Here is a 16,921-nt window from a genome sequence, read left to right as displayed (position 1 = left end):
GATTAAATGATATCTAAAATATTTAAAATCATATTGTTATTAGTGTTATCCTATCAGACACCCGTTTATTCTAAAAGTACAAGTTTTAATGATTTCAACTCAAGAGATTTATCTAATTATTTTTCAGGTATTATAGCTTACGAAAATAGAGATAATTCAGAAGCTTTAAAATATTTCAATTTAAGTAAAGTTTTATTAAACAGCCATGACAATTATTTAAAAAGATACGTTAATTCTCTTGTATTGGAAAACAAAGTAGCGCAAGCAATTAATGTTATAAAAAATAACTCAAAAAAAAGTAACTCCAATTTTTTTGATGCATATGTTTTATTAATAATTGATAGTTTGAAAAAAAATGATTTTGATAAAGCTGATATTTACTTAGATCAAAGTTTGAGATTTCAGGAAGAAAATAGAATTAATCTAGTAATTTTTGAGACTTTAAAGCAGTACATTTACACTTTTAAAAATAAAAAACTTTTACCTAATAAGAAAAATTTTGGAAACTTATCATTAATAGCTGAGGCATTTCAAAGATGTCATTATAATGATCAAAGAACTAGCTCTTTCTTTTTAAATTTAATCAACAGTCAACAAGGTGATTATTCAAGATATATATTTTTTTATATAAATTATCTTATTCAGAATAAGGAGTTTGATCAGGCAAAGTCAGTAATTGATCAAATTGATTATATTGGCTCAACACTTTTGTTAACTCAAACCAAAAGCTGGATAGATAATAATAAGTTTAAAAGTTTTGAAAAAATTTTCTCATGTGGAAACCACAATGATATAATTAGTGAATTTTTATTTTTGATATCAAATCTTTATTCATCACAAGATAATTTTGAAAAATCAAATTTTTATTTAAATTTATCAATATACTTAAATCCTAAATTTGAATTTAATTTATCCCTTGTTGCAGAAAATTTCTTTGCAGATGGTGAATACAACAAGGTAAAAAAAATAGTAAGAAAATTTAAAGAGACTGATGAGTTTTATTATTGGTTTAGAGTTAAAAAAGAAGCGCAAATAATAGTGAAAGAACAAAATTATGAAAAGGGCACAAGCTATATCGAGTCTAAATTTAAAAATATTAAAAAACCTAATCCAAAGATGATTTTTGATTTAGGGAATTTTTACAAAAACTCTAAAAATTATGAACTTGCAATTGATAATTATTCAAGATTAATCTCCTCACTAGAGGATACATCTGTAATTAAATCAGATATTTTATATCGAAGAGGTGGGAGTTACGAAAGATTAGGTAATTATGAGAAGTCAGATGAAGATTTACTTCATGCATTAAGAATAAGACCTAATGATGCATACGTCCTAAATTATCTTGCTTATTCTTGGTTAGAACGTGATTACAAAATAGATGAAGCGATGGAAATGTTAAAAATAGCATATGATTTAAAAAGTAATGATCCCTATATTATTGACTCAATTGGTTGGGCATATTTCTTGATAGAGGAATATAAAGAAGCAGAAAAATATTTAAAAAGAGCTGTAGAATTAATGCCTGATGACCCAATAGTAAATGATCATTACGGAGATATATTGTGGAAGCTAGATCAAAAAATTCAGGCGAGATATTTTTGGAATAGTGTGTTGAGCTTTGATGATACTGAAGATGATATGAGAGAAAATATAAACAAAAAATTGATTACTGGCTTTAAATCTATTCAATGAAATTAAATTTAAAGTCTCATGCTAAAATCAATTTAGCTCTCAATGTAACAGGAAAAAATAAATCATTACATAAAATTGAAAGCATCATTAGTTTTATTGATTTGTATGATGTTATTTCAATAAAAAAAAAAGGAGGTGAAAAACATAATATTTCTTTTCAAGGGAAATTTGCGAAAGGTATTGGAAAAAAAAATACTGTTCAAAAACTCTTTCAAATACTAGATCGAGAAAAATTATTGCTAAATCAAAAATTTAGAGTTTCTATAACAAAGAATATTCCTCAAAAAGCAGGACTTGGTGGTGGTTCTATTAATGCTGCGAGTATTTTAAATTTTTTAAATAAAAAAAAGGTAATTAAAATTAGTGAAAAGAAAATTTTGGAGGTTTGCTCTGAAATAGGGTCTGATGTTATTTTAGGTATGGACCCATCTAGCTCAGTTTTACTTTCAAACAATAAAATCAAAAAATTTTTTAATTGTCCGACTCTAAATATGCTTTTAATAAAGCCCAATTTTGGTTGTGCGACAAAAAAAATTTATTCTAACGTTAAAAATTTTAAAAAACCAAAATTTAATAATCCAAAAAAAAATATGTTTGGTTATAAATTTTTAAAAAATCAAAGTAATACTTTAGAAGATGTTGCAATTTCAAAATACCCACAAATAAAAAAGATTAAGTTATTTTTAGAAAAGACTAATAATCCTGAGTTTGTAAGAATGACTGGGTCTGGATCTACAGTTATTGCATACTATAAATCAGTCAAAGACTGTAATTCAGCAAAAGTTCAATTTAAGAGGAAATTTAAAAATTGTTGGTTGTATGTATCAAAAACTATATAAATTTATTTTTTTTGTGTTATAGGAACTATAATATTGGGGCGTAGCCAAGCGGTAAGGCACGGGTTTTTGGTACCTGCATCCTAGGTTCGAATCCTAGCGCCCCAGCCATATATATGGATAAATTTTTAGATAAAATTTTTTTTAGGTCCAAAAATCTTAATTACATAAGTAAAAATATAAAAAACATATCCGAGAACACTCCTGCAAAAAAAATTTTTGAAGCAATTAACAATTATTCTGAAAATAGTGAATTAAGATTTGTTGGAGGATGTATTAGAAAAATTATAAATCGAGAAGAAGTAGATGACATTGATTTAGCAACTAACATTACACCAGATGAAGTTTGTGATGCACTAAATAAACATCAAATTAAATTTTTTGAGTCAGGTAAAGAACACGGCACGATAACTGCAGTAATAAATGAAAAAAACTATGAAATTACTTCACTTAGAAAAGACGTTGCTACAGACGGAAGACATGCAAAAGTTGAATTTACTTCTGATTGGAAAGAAGATTCAAAAAGAAGAGATTTTACAATTAATGCTATTTACTCTGATAGTTTAGGAAATTTATTTGATCCACAAAATGGTAAGCTAGATTTAAATAAAGGTGTTTTAAAATTTATTGGAGATCCAGAAAAAAGAATTCAAGAGGATTATTTAAGAATATTAAGATATTTCCGTTTTCATATCAATTACTCAACTGAAAATCATAAAACAGAGATAATTAAAATATTTAAAAAAAATATCAAAGGTATTTCGAACTTATCTGCTGAAAGATTATTAGATGAACTTAAAAAGACAGTTAAATCAAAAAATTTTCTCAAATTATTTGAAGATCAACAAAGTTTAGAAATATTAGAAATAGTATTTCCACAATTTAAAAATATTAATCATTTTAAGAAGCTAAATTCATTCAGTTCTAAAGCTATCAGTAGCTTTGACTTTATTTTTATTATTGCATTACTGATTATTGATGAAACAGACAATACTGATTATTTTATTTACAAATTTAAAATCTCAAAAAAAGATCAAAAGAGGCTCAAATTAATTCATTATTTTTTCAAAGAAAATGTGAATATTAAAAGTTTTACAGAAAAAAACTTTAATAAAATATTTTACTATAATGGCAGACAAACCGTGATTGATATAATTAATTTTAAATTGTTCTTTTCAAGTAAGGTAGAAAATAAATTATTAAAATTACTTAAAATTTATGAAAATAAAACATTGCCTGAATTAAAAATTGGAGCAAATATTTTAATGTCTAAGTATAAAATTCCTGAGGGTAAAATTTTAGGTAATAAATTAAAACTTATTGAAGAAACCTGGGTTCAAAATGGATTTCAAATTTCAGATAAACAAGTTGAAAAAATTGTAAAAAGTTAAATATATTTAACGTCTTTAATTTCAAAATTCTTTGTGCCAGAAGGGGTGTTTATTTCCACAAGATCACTTTTATTTTTACCTATTAATCCTTTTCCAATTGGTGACTGAAAGAAAATTAATTTTTGTTTTAAGTCAGCCTCATCTTTTCCAACAATTTTATAATTTATTTTTTCTCCACTATCTAAGTCTTCTAAATATACAGTTGATCCAAAAATTACTTTGCCCTCATTATTTAATTTAGTTACATCAATTACATTAGCTCTAGCTATTATGTCGTTTATTTCAGTAATCCTACCTTCATTGTGAGATTGTTCTTCCTTTGCAGCATGATATTCGGCATTTTCTTTGAGATCTCCATGCGATCTTGCTTCAGCAATTGCAGCAACTATTTCAGGTCTTTTCTTTTCTTTTAAAAAAATGAGTTCTTCCTCTAATTTTTTTAGACCATTTGAAGTTATAGGTTCTTTTTCCATTTTTTATTTCCACTTTGCTAAGGGAGGTAATGACATTAAAATTCCTTCAACATTACCACCAGTTTGTAATCCAAATTTAGTTCCTCTGTCATACAGTAAATTAAATTCTGCGTAACGACCTCTCTTAATATACTGCTTCTCTTTTTCTTTTAAAGACCATTTTTTGTTAATTTTTTTTCTAATAATTTCATTAAAAATCATTTGAAAAGTAATACCAACATCTCTTACAAATTTAAAATCTTTTTCGAAATTATCATCTTTATAATCAAAAAAAATTCCCCCAATTCCTCTAGCTTCTTTTCTGTGGGGTAAATAAAAATATTCATCGCACCATTTTTTATATTTTTTATAATAATTTTTATTATGTTGATCACACATTAACTTTAAAATTTTATGAAATTTATTTTTTTCATTATCATCTTTGATGGCTGGGGTTACATCCATTCCCCCTCCAAACCAATTTTTTTGAGTGCTGATATATCTTGTATTAAAATGCATAGCTGGAATGTGTGGATTTTGCATATGCATAACTATTGAAATTCCTGAAGCCCAAAATCTAGGATCTTTCTCAGCTCCTGGTATATTTTTTTGAAATTTTTTAGGAAATTTTCCATATACCTTTGAGAAATTTACTCCTACTTTTTCAAAAATTTTTCCATTTTTTAAAATTCTATATTCACCACCTCCTTCATCTTTTTTAGAGTTTCTTTTCCAAGAAGTTGATACAAATTTTATTTTGTTGTTTTCTAATTCAAGTATGTCATTACAAATTGCATTTTGTAATAATTTGAACCAATTGCTAGCTAGGTCTTTTTTAATTGAATTGTCCATATTACATTAAATTATTTTGCCTTAAACTTTCAGCCAAAACTATTGCAACTGAGGATGCTATATTTAGAGATCTCGCATTTTCATTCATTGGAATTTTTAGACGATCACCAATCAGCTTATGAACCTTCTCTGGAACACCAGCACTCTCTCTTCCAAATAATATTGTATCATCAGCTTTAAAATTAAATTTAGTATAATTTATAGAACCCTTTGTTGTCATTAAAACAATTCTTTGATTCTTTTTTTCTTCAAAAAAATGTTCTGCACTTTGGTAGAATTTAATTTTACCATAGTCCATGTAGTCCATGACAACTCTTTTAAACCTTTTGTCAGATAATAAAAATCCACAAGGCTCAATAATTTCTAATTCCGCCCCTAAACAGGCACACGTTCGTATAATTGCAGCTGTATTCTGTGGAATATCTGGCTCGTATAGTGAAATTTTAGGTCTAGGTTTCATCCGTAATGTGTCATTCTTTCAGTAGAAAAATTACTGTTATCTTATAAGAAATCGTATATTAAATTAATTTTTTAACAAAAAACTATTTAAAATGTCAGATAAAAAGCCAAAAAAAAGAAGAGATTTTTTATTTACAGCGACCACAGCTGTAGGTGCAGTTGGAGCTGCAGCAGTAGTGTGGCCCATGGTAGATCAAATGAACCCAGATGCTTCAGTTAAAGCATTAGCAAGTACCGAGGTAGATGTAAGTTCAGTCAAACCTGGAAACACAATTACAGTTCTATGGAGAGGAAAACCAGTTTTTATTAGAAGAAGAACACAAGAAGAGATCGACGAAGCAAGATCTGTTAAAATGGAAGAATTAATTCATCCAGAAAAAGATGAGGATAGAGCAAAAAATCCTGAATGGTTAGTCATGCTTGGAGTTTGTACTCATTTAGGATGCGTGCCTTTGAATGACAAAGGTGATTATAATGGATGGTTTTGTCCTTGTCACGGATCTCACTACGATACCTCTGGGAGAATTAGAAAAGGACCAGCTCCTTGGAATATGGAAGTTCCAAAATATGAATTCGTAAACGCAAATACAATTAAAATAGGATAGTGCAGCTGTTATGAGTGATCACGATTATCAACCTAAATCAAAAGTTGGTCAATGGTTTAATGATAGATTACCGTTACTAACTCTTGCAAACCATTTAACGGATTATCCTACTCCAAAAAATTTAAATTACTGGTGGACATTTGGAGGAATTTTAACTTTTTGCTTAATCACACAAATTATAACAGGATTAACTTTGGCAATGCATTACATTGCTCATGCTGACATGGCATTCGAAAGTGTTGAGCATATAATGAGAGATGTTAACTACGGATGGTTAATTAGATACATACATGCAAATGGTGCATCGATGTTTTTTCTTGCTGTGTATATTCATATCTTTAGATCGTTATTTTATGGTTCTTACAAAGCACCAAGAGAAATAATTTGGATTATAGGTATAGTAATTTACTTGTTAATGATGGCAGCTGCATTCATGGGCTACGTCTTACCTTGGGGACAAATGAGTTTCTGGGGAGCAACTGTTATTACAAATTTATTTAGTGCAATCCCGTTAGTAGGTGAGGGAATTGTAACATGGTTATGGGGTGGATACTCAGTTGATAATCCAACTTTAACAAGATTTTTTACTCTACATTATTTAATCCCATTCTTAATAGCAGGACTTGTAATTTTACATATATGGGCTCTGCATGTACCTGGAAATAATAATCCAGTTGGTATTGATATCAAAAAACCATCTAAGGATACTGTCCCATTCCATCCATACATTGTTATTAAAGATGGTTTTGCATTATTAATGTTTATGATTGTTTTTGCATTTTTTGTTTTTTATACGCCTAATATTTTGGGTCACGCAGATAATTACATAGAGGCAAATCCTATGGTAACTCCAGCTCATATAGTTCCAGAATGGTATTTGTTACCTTTTTACGCAATACTAAGATCAGTACCGGATAAACTACTTGGAGTAATTGCAATGCTATCTGCTATTTTAATACTTGCAGCTTTACCTTGGCTAGATACTTCAAAAATTAGATCAGCAGTATTTAGACCTTTGTATAAACAGTTTTACTGGATTTTAGTAGCAGACGTTTTAATTCTTGGTTACATGGGAGCAATGCCTGCAGAAGGTCTTTATTTATTAATTGCAAGAGTAGCCACTGCCTATTATTTCTTACATTTCTTGGTTATTCTCCCTGTGCTTGGATTTAAAGAAAGAACATTACCTGTTCCACTAAGTATAACAGAGCCTATTTTAGGTGGATCACCAAACTTAGCAGCCGCAAAACACAGAGAAAGTAAAATAAAATAAAGTGAAAAAGTTATTTAAACTAATTTTAATACTTTCATTTTTTTCTCTAAATAGTGTCCAAACATTTGCTGCAGAAAAAGTAGATTATCTTAAAACAGATTGGAGTTTTAAAGGTCTTTTTGGAAAATTTGATAGAGCAGCTCTTCAAAGAGGATATCAAGTTTATACGGAAGTTTGTGCTTCTTGCCATTCAATGAAATATTTGAGCTATAGAAATTTATCAGAAGAGGGTGGACCAGAGTTTTCAGAGGCAGCTGCAAAAGCAATCGCTGCTTCTTTTGAAGTTACAGATGGACCAAACGCTGATGGTGAAATGTTTACTAGACCTGCAAAACTTTCGGATAAATTTGTAATGCCATACGAAAATGTAAAAGCCGCACAAGCAGCTAACGGAGGAGCTTATCCACCAGATATGTCTGTTTTAGTTAAAGCTAGAGGTGGTGGAGTTGATTATATTTATTCTTTACTTCAAGGCTATGAAGATCCACCAAGTGGAGTAACTTTGGATGATGGAGTTTATTACAACAAATATATGTATGGTAATAAGATCAGAATGGCAGCACCATTATCAGATGGAATTGTAGAGTACGGGGATGGTACTAATGCATCAGTTGAACAGATGTCAAAAGATGTAACAACATTTTTAATGTGGGCTGCGGAGCCTCACTTAGAAGCAAGACACCAAATGGGATTTAAAGCTATAGTATATTTGATTATTTTAACTATTTTAGTTTACTTTAGTATGAAGAAAATTTGGTCACGTGTTGAATCTGAAGTTTAATACGTCTCCATCTTTAACAATATATTCTTTTCCTTCTAATCTCATTTTCCCGTTTGCTTTAGAATTTACCCATCCATCATTTGCTATAAAATCTTCATAAGAAATAGTTTCAGCTCGAATAAACCCTTTTTCAAAATCAGTATGTATTTCACCTGCTGCCTTAGGAGCTGTACAATTTTTTTTAATTGTCCATGCTCTTGTTTCTTCAGGACCTGATGTAAAATAAGTATCTAGCTCTAGAATATTGTAACCTTTTTGAATTAACATATTTAATCCAGTTTCTTTTAAACCTATCATTTCCATATAATTTTTTTTCTCTTCAGCAGGTAGCTCATTAATTTGATTTTCAATATCAGCGGATACAATTAGTGTATTTTCATTCCCAAATTTTTCTATGAAATCATTTGTATATTTATTACCATTTTGAACGCTTTGTTCATCGACATTACAAACATATATTTTTGGCTTAATTGATAATAAACCGCTTTGATTTAATTGCTTCGTATCAAATTGTGTTTTTAGAACTGAAATATCTTTATCATTATTTATGCAATCTAGAGCAATTTCTAAAATTTTAAGTTGTTCCTCATCTACATTTTTTTTGTTATTTTTTTCCAATCTTTTTTGAATACTTTCAAGATCTGCAAGCATCATTTCAGTTTCAATAATTTCAAAATCTCTCACTGGGTTTACATCAGGATTAACATTTTGGATATCATCTGAATCAAAACATCTAATCATATGAATTACAGCATCAACTTCTCTGATATGAGAAAGAAATTTATTTCCTAATCCTTCTCCTTTTGAAGCTCCTTTTACAAGACCAGCAATATCAACGAATGAAATTGTAGTATTAATTACCTTTTTAGAGTTAGAGACTTTTGATAATTTAGACAATCTTTCATCTGGTACGGGAACTACACCAACATTTGGATCAATTGTACAAAATGGAAAGTTAGCTGCTTGTGCTTTACTAGAATTTGTTAGTGCATTAAAAAGCGTAGACTTACCAACATTTGGCAAACCAACAATTCCACATTTAAAACTCATTATTTATTATTAACTGTACTTGAAAATAGATCTAATTTTTTTTCAATTAATATTGAAATTGACTCAGTAATATTATTTGTAATTTTTTCTAATCCAACCATTTCATCTTCATCAAAGTTTTGAAGTACAAAATCACTTACTTCCATATTATCTTTTGGTTTCCCAATACCAATTCTCACTCTAGAATAATCTTTACCAATAAATTTATCTATTGAAGCTATACCATTATGACCTGCACTAGATCCACCAAACTTAGCTTTTATTTTTCCAAATTCCACATCCAAATCATCATGAAAAACTATGACATCCTCGGCATCAATTTTAAAATATTCTATTAATTCTCTTATACAAATTCCTGAATTATTCATGAAAGTTAAAGGTTTAATTGCATATATTTTTTTGTCTCCAACATTTCCTGTTGTAAGCAAACCTTTAAATTTTGGTTTCTGTTTTGATAGGCCAAATTTTTTATTTATTGAGTCTATAATTTTAAAACCTACATTATGTCTATTATTTTCACTATCGGGCGTTGGGTTACCTAGTCCTACAAATAAAAGCATAAAAATTTTTTAATGGAAAACAAACTTCAGTCTAAATAATTTATTTTTTTTCTTCAGCAGGCTTCTCTTCGCCTTCAGCAGCTGGTTTATCGCCTTCAGCTGGTGCAGCAGCCTCGGCACCCGCTTCACCCTCTGCAGCTTCAGCTTCAGCTGGTTTTTCTGGCTCTTTCATTACAGTTGGAGCCGCAAGTGTTGCAATAACGAAATCCCTACCTTGAATAGTTGGTACAACTTCAGGATCTAGATTAATTGACGAAATTTTAAAACTTACTCCAATATCAATACCATCTAAATCAATTAAAAGATTGTCAGGTATTTTTTCACTTGGACATTTTAATTCAACTTTTCTTCTTACAATATTTAATACTCCACCTTTTTTTAATCCAGGTGATTTTTCATGATTAATAAATTTAACTGGAACCTCAATTCTAATTTTTAGACCAGGCACAACTCTTAAAAAATCAACATGTATAGGTTCGTCTGACAAGATGTGATATTTTACTTCTCTTGGAAGTACATTTTGTGGTTTACCGTTCACATTTAATGTAAGAATTGTAGATAAAAAATTTGAGTCTTCTAACATCGACTTTAGCAGTTTCTTAGATATAGAAACTTTTTCGTTTTGAGCTTCACCGCCGTAAATTATAGCCGGAACTTCTCCATTATCTCTTAGTGAGTTTAGCTCGCCTTTTGTTTTAGTATCTCTGATGTTAGCTTCTAAAGTATTCATAAAAACAAGGGTTTTTAGCTTAAGATCCTTAATAACACAAGGTAATTATTTAAATAAATCAGATACAGAAGTAGAATTTGATATTCTTTTAATTGCTTCGCCCATTAGCCCTGAAATAGATAAAACTTCAATGTTTTTTGCACCTTTTATTTTGTCACTATTATCAATTGTGTCTGTAATTACCAAATTTTTAATAACAGAATTTTTAATTTTTTTGACCGCTTCACCACTAAGAACACCGTGAGTAATATAAACGTAAACCTCTTTTGCACCTCTATCTTTAAGTGCTTTAGCTGCATTTACAATTGTTCCACCTGAGTCGATGATATCATCTACAATTATACATGTCTTACCTTTTACATCCCCAATTACATTCATAACCTGAGATTGTCCTGGTTTAGGTCTTCTTTTATCTACTATAGCTAGACCAACATTTAAAAGTTTTCCAAGAGATCTTGCTCTTTCAGTACCACCCACATCTGGAGCAACACAAATCATATTTTTACTTTTAATTTTTTTCTTAACGTGTCTTGCAAAAATAGGAGTAGCAAACAAGTTATCTACTGGAATATCAAAAAATCCTTGAATTTGTCCTGCATGCAAATCTACTGTTACCACTCGATCTGCTCCTGCTTTTGTAATTAGGTTAGATACCAGTTTTGCTGAAATTGAGGTTCTTGGCACAACCTTTCTATCTTGCCTTGCATAACCAAAATATGGAATTACAGCAGTTATATTTTTGGCAGATGATCTTTTTAAAGCATCTATGCACAATAAAAGTTCCATTAAATTATCATTCGCTGGAGAAGAAACAGATTGAATGATAAAAATACTATTTCCTCTTATATTTTCATTAATCTCAACATAAATTTCACCATCAGAAAAATTTCTAATACTTGAATTTACTAATTTAGATTTTAAATATTTAGCAATATTCTTACTAAGAGGTTTATTGCTGTTTCCTGATAATAATTTCATGAAAAAACCTAATTAAGCATAATTATTGAAATATTTCTACCATAATCAGCATGATTTAAACTTTTTGATCTTCTAGCACTAAAAAATTTATTTTTAGCATCGAATGTATCAACGTCAATTTTTTCTATTTTTTTCACACCAGACTTAAGAATTAATGATTTAACATAACTGGATAAGTTAAAATATAACTTTTCTTTACCCATTTTAAAAAATTTATGACTAGTTTTGTCTTTTCTTATAAATTTTTTATAAAAATCTTTTTGAACTTCATAATTTTTAACTGATATTGATGGACCTATAACTGCAGTAATATTTTTTGTTTTAGACCCTCTCTTAATCATAAATTTAATCACTTTTGATATAATTCCCTTAAAAGCACCCTTCCATCCTGAATGAATTGCAGCTATCATTTTTCTCTGATTATCAAAAACCAGTATTGGCACACAATCTGCGGTCAAAACTGCAATAGGTAAATTTATTTGGTCAGTAATAATTGCATCAGCCTTAGGTTTTATTTTTGATTTATGCTTTTTGTCAATAAACACGAATTTATTACTATGAATTTGGTTAAGTAAAAAAATATTTTTTGATTTCTTGGAAATTTTATTTTTAACAATATTTAAATTTTTTTTTACCCTTGCACTATTGTCATTTGAACCTGGACCACAATTTAAACTTTTATAAATATTTTTTGATACACCACCGATGCTATTAAAAAAACCATGTTTAATTGTTTTATATTTTGAGAGTTTTTTAGATTTAATCAATTTGAAAACCTGTTTTAAATTTATTATTTTTAATTTTTATCAACATTACTTTAAACAACTCTCCCATTTGTTTTTCATCAATTAAACGTCTAATTCTATAAAATAGATCAGTTTTTTGCGAGAAGGCTATATTATTACTTACAATCTCTGCTCTCTGCAAAATTCCCATACTTGTTAAGAATTTTTTTTGATTAGTAATTAGATGATCTAGTTTTTCAAATTGATTAATATAATTAGCATATAAATTAAAGTTTAAATTGTATGTAATATCAGAGTCGCCAATATCTTCTAATATGTTTGAAAATTTATGATCTTTTATTGCTTGAATAGTATTTTTTATTTTCAGATCTAAATATCCATAATCAATTATTAAAAGTCCGCCATCTCTTTTCTCAATAATTTTACAAATTTTCTCTAGATATTTAAATGCTTCTGGAGAGTATTCTATAATTTCTTGGTCCTTAGATATTTCAAATTTAAGTTCTTGCTCTATTGTTTTAATATCAACTTCTTTATCATTGAACTCAGCCTTTTTGTAAGTTTTTAAATTAACATACCTTTCAAACCAATTATTCTCCTTTTTAAAAAATTGCTTTATTGGAAGTGCATCAAAAAATTCGTTTGCAAGATAAATGCAAGGAAATGTGTTATCGATTTCAACTTCATTTACCCAGATTATTTTTTCAGAATTTAAATTTTTTTTTTGTTCATCAATTAAATATGAGCTTTTTTCATGAATCATTAAATTACAGGAGTTAAAACAATCTGGAAAATTTTTTAATGTTTCAGACACAACTTTCATCATTTCTCCATTACCAGCGCCAAGTTCAATTAAGTTAAATTTTTTAGGTGAACCGATGCTTTTCCAAAAAGTTATTACCCAAATCGCAATTATTTCTGAAAATAGTCTTGTGATGTTGGGAGACGTAATAAAATCACCTTCTTTTCCAAAGGGATTTTTTTTCATATAATAACCATTTTCTTTATCGTAAAGAGCGTGATTGATAAATTGATCTAGAGGTAAATTAGTCGACTTGTTCATTTTTTTTCAAAAAGAAAATAATTAATCCAATTATCAAAAAGATAAAACTTATTAACTGACCCATAGTTAAATTGAATATTAGGTATCCCAATTGATCATCTGGAACTCTAAAAAATTCAACAATAAATCTAAAGATTGAATAGAAAATTAAAAAAAATCCAGAAATCAATCCAGTTTTTTCAAAATTTCCTCTACTTCTAAAATAAACTAAAATTAAAAATAAAATTAAACCTTCTAATAATGCCTCATAAATTTGTGAGGGATGTCGTGGTTGATTATCTATTTGTATGAAAGTAACTGCCCAGGGTAAATTAGTTATAGTTCCATAAAGTTCAGAATTTATAAAATTTGCAATTCTTCCAAAAAATATTCCAATAGGCGCGACTAGAGCGACGACATCTAAATATAAAAACGCATTTTGATTATTTTTTTTTGCAAACAATATAGTTGCTATAACAATACCAATTACTCCTCCGTGAAAAGACATGCCGCCTTCCCATACTTTTAAAATATCTAATAGATTATTGATATAGAATTCAAAATTATAAAAAAATACATAACCAATTCTTCCACCTAAAATAATTCCAATGATTAAGTACGTTATATAATCATCAAAGTTTTTATTTATTTCAGAATTCTTTAAGAAAATTTTTTTTGCTATTAACCATCCAAATAAAATACCAGCTATATAAGCTAGAGAATACCATCTAATTTCTAAAGAAAATATTTCTATTGCAACTGGGTCAAAATTATTGATGAACATTTTAAATTATATCTATATTGTATATCTCAAATATGAAAAATTCTAAATTTATAATTGATAAATTTGCAAAACTACTAGAGCAGGGATTAATAACTTCAAAAGATTTATCATCTGAAATTTTAAACATATTTAAGTCAAAGAGAGATGAATTTGTTTTTAAAATGAAACTTACTAGTAAGGATGAATTTGAGATTCTTTCAAAGAGAGTAGAAAATTTAGAAAATAAAATTTCAAAATTAGAAACAAAAAAAAAGAAGAAAACTAGACCGGCAAAAAGATCTTAACTCTTAGCCCGTTAAATTTTGATTTTTCCAGCATAATGTTGCCACCATGGGATTTGATAATATCAGAAGCAATTGACAGTCCTAGACCAACACTAGATTTTGAATCATTTCTCCCTTTGTCCATCTTATAAAAAGGTTTAAATACGTTTTCATGTTCTTTTTTAGGTATTCCTGGACCGTCATCATCAATAATTATAAATAGGTTTGTATTTTTTTTGGTTAGGCTTATTTCAACTTTGTTTGCATATTTTAATCCGTTATCAATCAAGTTATTTAAAGATCTATTGATAAGGTTCTTTCTACCATTAATGTAAATTCTAGGAATTAAATTATGAGAAATGTTTTTATTATTATATTTTTTTATAATTTCCTCTATTAGTTCTGAAAGATTAAACATTTCGTCTTTTTCAACATATGACGAGCTTGTAAATTGCAGATATTCATTAAGCATTTTTTCCATTTCGTTAATATCATCTGTTAACTTATCAACTGCATCTTTATCTTTAAGAAAAGCTAATTGTAGCTTCATTCTTGTTAAAGGAGTTCTTAAATCATGACTAATGCCTGATAACATTTCAGTTCTCTGATTAAGATGTCTTTCAATTCTCTTTCTCATTTTGTCAAATTCATGACCTGCTTGACGTATCTCAAGTGCTCCTGAGGGTTTAAATTCTTCTATGTCTTCTCCTTTTCCAAATCTCTCAGCAGCGCGAGCTAAATTTGTGATTGGTCTCGTTTGGTTTTTTAAAAATATTAGTGAAATAATAACCATTATAATTGCAGGAACTGTAATCCACAGTGCAAATATTCTTGCAGAGGTACTAGTGACTCGATCTTTTGGAACTAAAAATTTAAAATATCCATCTTCATATTTTATTCTTAAATCAACTAGTTCTTTATAGTTTGTAGTATTAAACCAGAAAATTTCAGGAGAAAATTTAGACTTCAATTCTCTTCTTAAAGTTCGATCAATTGGACTAAACCATCTTTCTTTATTTTGATCACTTAATTTTTCATTAACTACCAATTCAATATTTAAATCTAGAAACAATGAAAAAAGATTATTCACTTCTTGCTTATCATTTTCCTCATTTTGATAAGCTTCTATAAAAGCACTAATCTCATTAACCAGGGTTCTGGTCATGCCTTTATTAGTTTTAATCCATAAACTATCAAAAAAAACAATGGTGATTATTAATTGGATAGTAATTACAGGGACCGCAACTATTAAGAGTGCTCTATAAAATAATCTTTTTGGTAAAACTTTTTTGAAATAATTACTCAATCCAGAGAACATATCCTGCACCTCTAATTGTTTGCAAAAACTTAGGACTTTTTTGATCTATTTCAATTTTTTTTCTCAATCTAGTAATAATAACATCAATAGATCTTTCTTTATCAAGATTAATTAATTTTCCTATATCTTCTCTTGAAAATGTTTTTCCAGGACTATTAATCATTTTTTCTAAAATTGTCTTTTCAGTATTATTAATTTTAAATTCTTTTTGATCTCTAATAATTAACAGTTTATTTAAGTCGATTTTGACATTTTCAAATTCAATAATTCTTTTTTGTTCAGTTTTTTTTGTCTTATCTAAAATGTTTTTTATTCTTAGAATTAATTCTTTAGGTTCAAATGGTTTGGGCAAATAATCATCTGCACCAACTTCAAGACCTTCTATTCTTTCCTTAGCTTCTCCTTTAGCAGTAAGAAGTATTATCGGAGTATCTAGATTTTTTTTATTTTCTTCTATAAATTCTAATCCATTCTTTCCAGGCATCATTATATCGAGCACAATTAAATCAAACTTTATTATTTTTATTTTCTCTGAGGCATCTTCAGCACTGTCAGCTGTAGTTACTAAATAATTATTTTCGTTTAAAAATTTCTTTACTAATGATCTAATACCATCGTCGTCATCAACTACTAAAATATGAGCTAAAAAATTATCCATTAATTATTTTATTTAATACATTGTCAAAATTAACAACTTCTTCTGAAGTTGAATTTAAAAGAGCAGAATAAATTCTTTTTTTTTGTAAATTAAAAATTTCTTCAAATATTTTCTTTCCTTTTTCGTTTAAAAACACATGTTTAACCCTTGTATCCTGATCATTTTTCTTAAATATGACGATATCTAACTTTATTAAATCTTTTAAAACTCTATTGAGGCTCTGCTTAGTTACTTTTAATTTTTTTAGAAGATCTGAAATAGAGATACCTTCATAAGATGAAATTAGGTGAATAACCTTATGGTGGGCTACACCAATTGAATATTTATCTAAAATTTTTTTAGAGTCTGAAAATGTCTCTCTGTAACTAACAAATAATTTTTCAATTAAACCCTTAAGTTGATCGTCTTTAAGATATAAAAGTTCTTTCATAATGGGTAAGTTATATTG

General features: G+C 28.2%; 20 protein-coding genes and 1 tRNA gene. 8 read left to right on the top strand and 13 right to left on the bottom strand.

Annotation, left to right across the window (positions count from 1 at the left end):
- Positions 1-6 precede the first annotated feature (6 nt).
- The 4 genes from ACTTAO_RS02250 to ACTTAO_RS02235 all read left to right on the top strand — a co-directional run bounded on the left by ACTTAO_RS02250 (position 7) and on the right by ACTTAO_RS02235 (position 3,922).
- Positions 7-1,695: a tetratricopeptide repeat protein gene (locus ACTTAO_RS02250; RefSeq protein ID WP_440690746.1), complete on the top strand. Its 1,689-nt coding sequence runs from the start codon at positions 7-9 to the stop codon at positions 1,693-1,695.
- On the top strand, positions 1,692-2,534 hold the full coding sequence (locus ACTTAO_RS02245) for a 4-(cytidine 5'-diphospho)-2-C-methyl-D-erythritol kinase (protein ID WP_440690745.1): 843 nt from the start codon (positions 1,692-1,694) through the stop codon (positions 2,532-2,534). The genes ACTTAO_RS02250 and ACTTAO_RS02245 overlap by 4 nt, the downstream gene beginning before the upstream one ends.
- A gap of 34 nt (positions 2,535-2,568) precedes the next feature.
- Positions 2,569-2,642 (top strand) — tRNA-Gln (locus ACTTAO_RS02240).
- 5 nt (positions 2,643-2,647) lie between these two features.
- On the top strand, positions 2,648-3,922 hold the full coding sequence (locus tag ACTTAO_RS02235) for a CCA tRNA nucleotidyltransferase (protein WP_440690744.1): 1,275 nt from the start codon (positions 2,648-2,650) through the stop codon (positions 3,920-3,922).
- Here the strand turns inward: ACTTAO_RS02235 and greA are convergent.
- The 3 genes from greA to ACTTAO_RS02220 are packed head-to-tail and all read right to left on the bottom strand — an operon-like array spanning position 3,919 to position 5,686.
- A complete protein-coding gene (greA, locus tag ACTTAO_RS02230; protein ID WP_440633748.1) occupies positions 3,919-4,395 on the bottom strand; it encodes a transcription elongation factor GreA in 477 nt (158 codons plus the stop codon). The two genes, ACTTAO_RS02235 and greA, sit on opposite strands and share 4 nt — an antisense overlap.
- 3 nt (positions 4,396-4,398) lie before the next feature.
- Positions 4,399-5,226, bottom strand: coding sequence for an oxygen-dependent coproporphyrinogen oxidase (gene hemF / locus ACTTAO_RS02225; protein WP_440690743.1), 828 nt, complete (start codon positions 5,224-5,226; stop codon positions 4,399-4,401).
- A 1-nt stretch (position 5,227) separates the two neighbouring features.
- Entirely contained in the window at positions 5,228-5,686 is a 459-nt protein-coding gene (locus tag ACTTAO_RS02220) for a tRNA (cytidine(34)-2'-O)-methyltransferase (protein ID WP_440650960.1), read from the bottom strand.
- Between the two features lie 91 nt (positions 5,687-5,777).
- Between ACTTAO_RS02220 and petA the strand changes: the two genes are divergently transcribed.
- The 3 genes from petA to ACTTAO_RS02205 are packed head-to-tail and all read left to right on the top strand — an operon-like array spanning position 5,778 to position 8,344.
- Positions 5,778-6,290, top strand: coding sequence for a ubiquinol-cytochrome c reductase iron-sulfur subunit (petA, locus tag ACTTAO_RS02215; RefSeq protein WP_075506393.1), 513 nt, complete (start codon positions 5,778-5,780; stop codon positions 6,288-6,290).
- Positions 6,291-6,300: 10 nt separating this feature from the next.
- On the top strand, positions 6,301-7,563 hold the full coding sequence (locus ACTTAO_RS02210) for a cytochrome b (RefSeq protein WP_440613798.1): 1,263 nt from the start codon (positions 6,301-6,303) through the stop codon (positions 7,561-7,563).
- A gap of 22 nt (positions 7,564-7,585) precedes the next feature.
- Positions 7,586-8,344 (top strand): cytochrome c1, encoded by a 759-nt coding sequence (locus ACTTAO_RS02205; protein ID WP_440647128.1) that lies wholly within the window; start codon positions 7,586-7,588, stop codon positions 8,342-8,344.
- Here the strand turns inward: ACTTAO_RS02205 and ychF are convergent.
- Genes ychF through lgt form a run of 7 tightly spaced genes read right to left on the bottom strand, consistent with a single transcriptional unit; the run spans position 8,321 to position 14,234 of the window.
- On the bottom strand, positions 8,321-9,394 hold the full coding sequence (ychF, locus tag ACTTAO_RS02200; protein ID WP_440690742.1) for a redox-regulated ATPase YchF: 1,074 nt from the start codon (positions 9,392-9,394) through the stop codon (positions 8,321-8,323). The genes ACTTAO_RS02205 and ychF overlap by 24 nt on opposite strands.
- Positions 9,394-9,954, bottom strand: a complete 561-nt coding sequence (pth, locus tag ACTTAO_RS02195; RefSeq protein ID WP_440618927.1) for an aminoacyl-tRNA hydrolase — start codon at positions 9,952-9,954, stop codon at positions 9,394-9,396. The genes ychF and pth overlap by 1 nt, the downstream gene beginning before the upstream one ends.
- A 40-nt stretch (positions 9,955-9,994) precedes the next feature.
- Complete coding sequence (locus tag ACTTAO_RS02190) at positions 9,995-10,684, bottom strand: 50S ribosomal protein L25/general stress protein Ctc (RefSeq protein WP_440650963.1); 690 nt, start codon at positions 10,682-10,684, stop codon at positions 9,995-9,997.
- 45 nt (positions 10,685-10,729) lie between these two features.
- A complete protein-coding gene (locus tag ACTTAO_RS02185; protein WP_440618924.1) occupies positions 10,730-11,662 on the bottom strand; it encodes a ribose-phosphate pyrophosphokinase in 933 nt (310 codons plus the stop codon).
- 8 nt (positions 11,663-11,670) lie between these two features.
- Positions 11,671-12,429, bottom strand: coding sequence for a peptidoglycan editing factor PgeF (gene pgeF / locus ACTTAO_RS02180; RefSeq protein ID WP_440690741.1), 759 nt, complete (start codon positions 12,427-12,429; stop codon positions 11,671-11,673).
- Complete coding sequence (locus ACTTAO_RS02175; protein WP_440690740.1) at positions 12,422-13,471, bottom strand: SAM-dependent methyltransferase; 1,050 nt, start codon at positions 13,469-13,471, stop codon at positions 12,422-12,424. The genes pgeF and ACTTAO_RS02175 overlap by 8 nt, the downstream gene beginning before the upstream one ends.
- Complete coding sequence (gene lgt, locus ACTTAO_RS02170; RefSeq protein ID WP_440690739.1) at positions 13,455-14,234, bottom strand: prolipoprotein diacylglyceryl transferase; 780 nt, start codon at positions 14,232-14,234, stop codon at positions 13,455-13,457. Before lgt ends, ACTTAO_RS02175 begins: the two co-directional genes overlap by 17 nt.
- A 32-nt stretch (positions 14,235-14,266) precedes the next feature.
- On the opposite strand from lgt, the gene ACTTAO_RS02165 reads away from it, so the two are divergent.
- A complete protein-coding gene (locus ACTTAO_RS02165) occupies positions 14,267-14,518 on the top strand; it encodes a hypothetical protein (protein WP_075506383.1) in 252 nt (83 codons plus the stop codon).
- On the opposite strand, the gene ACTTAO_RS02160 is transcribed toward ACTTAO_RS02165, so the two are convergent.
- The 3 genes from ACTTAO_RS02160 to ACTTAO_RS02150 are packed head-to-tail and all read right to left on the bottom strand — an operon-like array spanning position 14,496 to position 16,903.
- Positions 14,496-15,815 (bottom strand): ATP-binding protein, encoded by a 1,320-nt coding sequence (locus tag ACTTAO_RS02160; protein ID WP_440690738.1) that lies wholly within the window; start codon positions 15,813-15,815, stop codon positions 14,496-14,498. The genes ACTTAO_RS02165 and ACTTAO_RS02160 overlap by 23 nt on opposite strands.
- The gene (locus ACTTAO_RS02155; RefSeq protein WP_440650969.1) at positions 15,796-16,473 is read right to left on the bottom strand and encodes a response regulator; all 678 of its coding nucleotides are present in this window, start codon (positions 16,471-16,473) and stop codon (positions 15,796-15,798) included. The genes ACTTAO_RS02160 and ACTTAO_RS02155 overlap by 20 nt, the downstream gene beginning before the upstream one ends.
- The gene (locus tag ACTTAO_RS02150; protein ID WP_428080895.1) at positions 16,466-16,903 is read right to left on the bottom strand and encodes a MarR family winged helix-turn-helix transcriptional regulator; all 438 of its coding nucleotides are present in this window, start codon (positions 16,901-16,903) and stop codon (positions 16,466-16,468) included. The genes ACTTAO_RS02155 and ACTTAO_RS02150 overlap by 8 nt, the downstream gene beginning before the upstream one ends.
- Positions 16,904-16,921: the final 18 nt, after the last annotated feature.

Source organism: Candidatus Pelagibacter sp. HIMB1782, assembly GCF_052047475.1.
Lineage (GTDB): Bacteria > Pseudomonadota > Alphaproteobacteria > Pelagibacterales > Pelagibacteraceae > Pelagibacter.
Note: the sequence above shows the minus strand (reverse complement) of the source record. Positions and strands in the feature narration are given on the sequence as shown.

What these genes read in the sequence shown, in the direction of transcription:
- petA (WP_075506393.1), top strand. Translation starts at nt 5,778, where the DNA reads ATGTCAGATAAAAAGCCAAAAAAAAGAAGAGATTTTTTATTTACAGCG.
- ACTTAO_RS02175 (WP_440690740.1), bottom strand. Translation starts at nt 13,471, where the DNA reads ATGAACAAGTCGACTAATTTACCTCTAGATCAATTTATCAATCACGCT.
- ACTTAO_RS02210 (WP_440613798.1), top strand. Translation starts at nt 6,301, where the DNA reads ATGAGTGATCACGATTATCAACCTAAATCAAAAGTTGGTCAATGGTTT.
- ychF (WP_440690742.1), bottom strand. Translation starts at nt 9,394, where the DNA reads ATGAGTTTTAAATGTGGAATTGTTGGTTTGCCAAATGTTGGTAAGTCT.
- ACTTAO_RS02165 (WP_075506383.1), top strand. Translation starts at nt 14,267, where the DNA reads ATGAAAAATTCTAAATTTATAATTGATAAATTTGCAAAACTACTAGAG.
- ACTTAO_RS02190 (WP_440650963.1), bottom strand. Translation starts at nt 10,684, where the DNA reads ATGAATACTTTAGAAGCTAACATCAGAGATACTAAAACAAAAGGCGAG.
- ACTTAO_RS02150 (WP_428080895.1), bottom strand. Translation starts at nt 16,903, where the DNA reads ATGAAAGAACTTTTATATCTTAAAGACGATCAACTTAAGGGTTTAATT.
- greA (WP_440633748.1), bottom strand. Translation starts at nt 4,395, where the DNA reads ATGGAAAAAGAACCTATAACTTCAAATGGTCTAAAAAAATTAGAGGAA.
- ACTTAO_RS02160 (WP_440690738.1), bottom strand. Translation starts at nt 15,815, where the DNA reads ATGTTCTCTGGATTGAGTAATTATTTCAAAAAAGTTTTACCAAAAAGA.
- hemF (WP_440690743.1), bottom strand. Translation starts at nt 5,226, where the DNA reads ATGGACAATTCAATTAAAAAAGACCTAGCTAGCAATTGGTTCAAATTA.
- ACTTAO_RS02155 (WP_440650969.1), bottom strand. Translation starts at nt 16,473, where the DNA reads ATGGATAATTTTTTAGCTCATATTTTAGTAGTTGATGACGACGATGGT.
- pth (WP_440618927.1), bottom strand. Translation starts at nt 9,954, where the DNA reads ATGCTTTTATTTGTAGGACTAGGTAACCCAACGCCCGATAGTGAAAAT.
- ACTTAO_RS02250 (WP_440690746.1), top strand. Translation starts at nt 7, where the DNA reads ATGATATCTAAAATATTTAAAATCATATTGTTATTAGTGTTATCCTAT.
- lgt (WP_440690739.1), bottom strand. Translation starts at nt 14,234, where the DNA reads ATGTTCATCAATAATTTTGACCCAGTTGCAATAGAAATATTTTCTTTA.
- ACTTAO_RS02245 (WP_440690745.1), top strand. Translation starts at nt 1,692, where the DNA reads ATGAAATTAAATTTAAAGTCTCATGCTAAAATCAATTTAGCTCTCAAT.
- ACTTAO_RS02220 (WP_440650960.1), bottom strand. Translation starts at nt 5,686, where the DNA reads ATGAAACCTAGACCTAAAATTTCACTATACGAGCCAGATATTCCACAG.
- ACTTAO_RS02235 (WP_440690744.1), top strand. Translation starts at nt 2,648, where the DNA reads ATGGATAAATTTTTAGATAAAATTTTTTTTAGGTCCAAAAATCTTAAT.
- ACTTAO_RS02185 (WP_440618924.1), bottom strand. Translation starts at nt 11,662, where the DNA reads ATGAAATTATTATCAGGAAACAGCAATAAACCTCTTAGTAAGAATATT.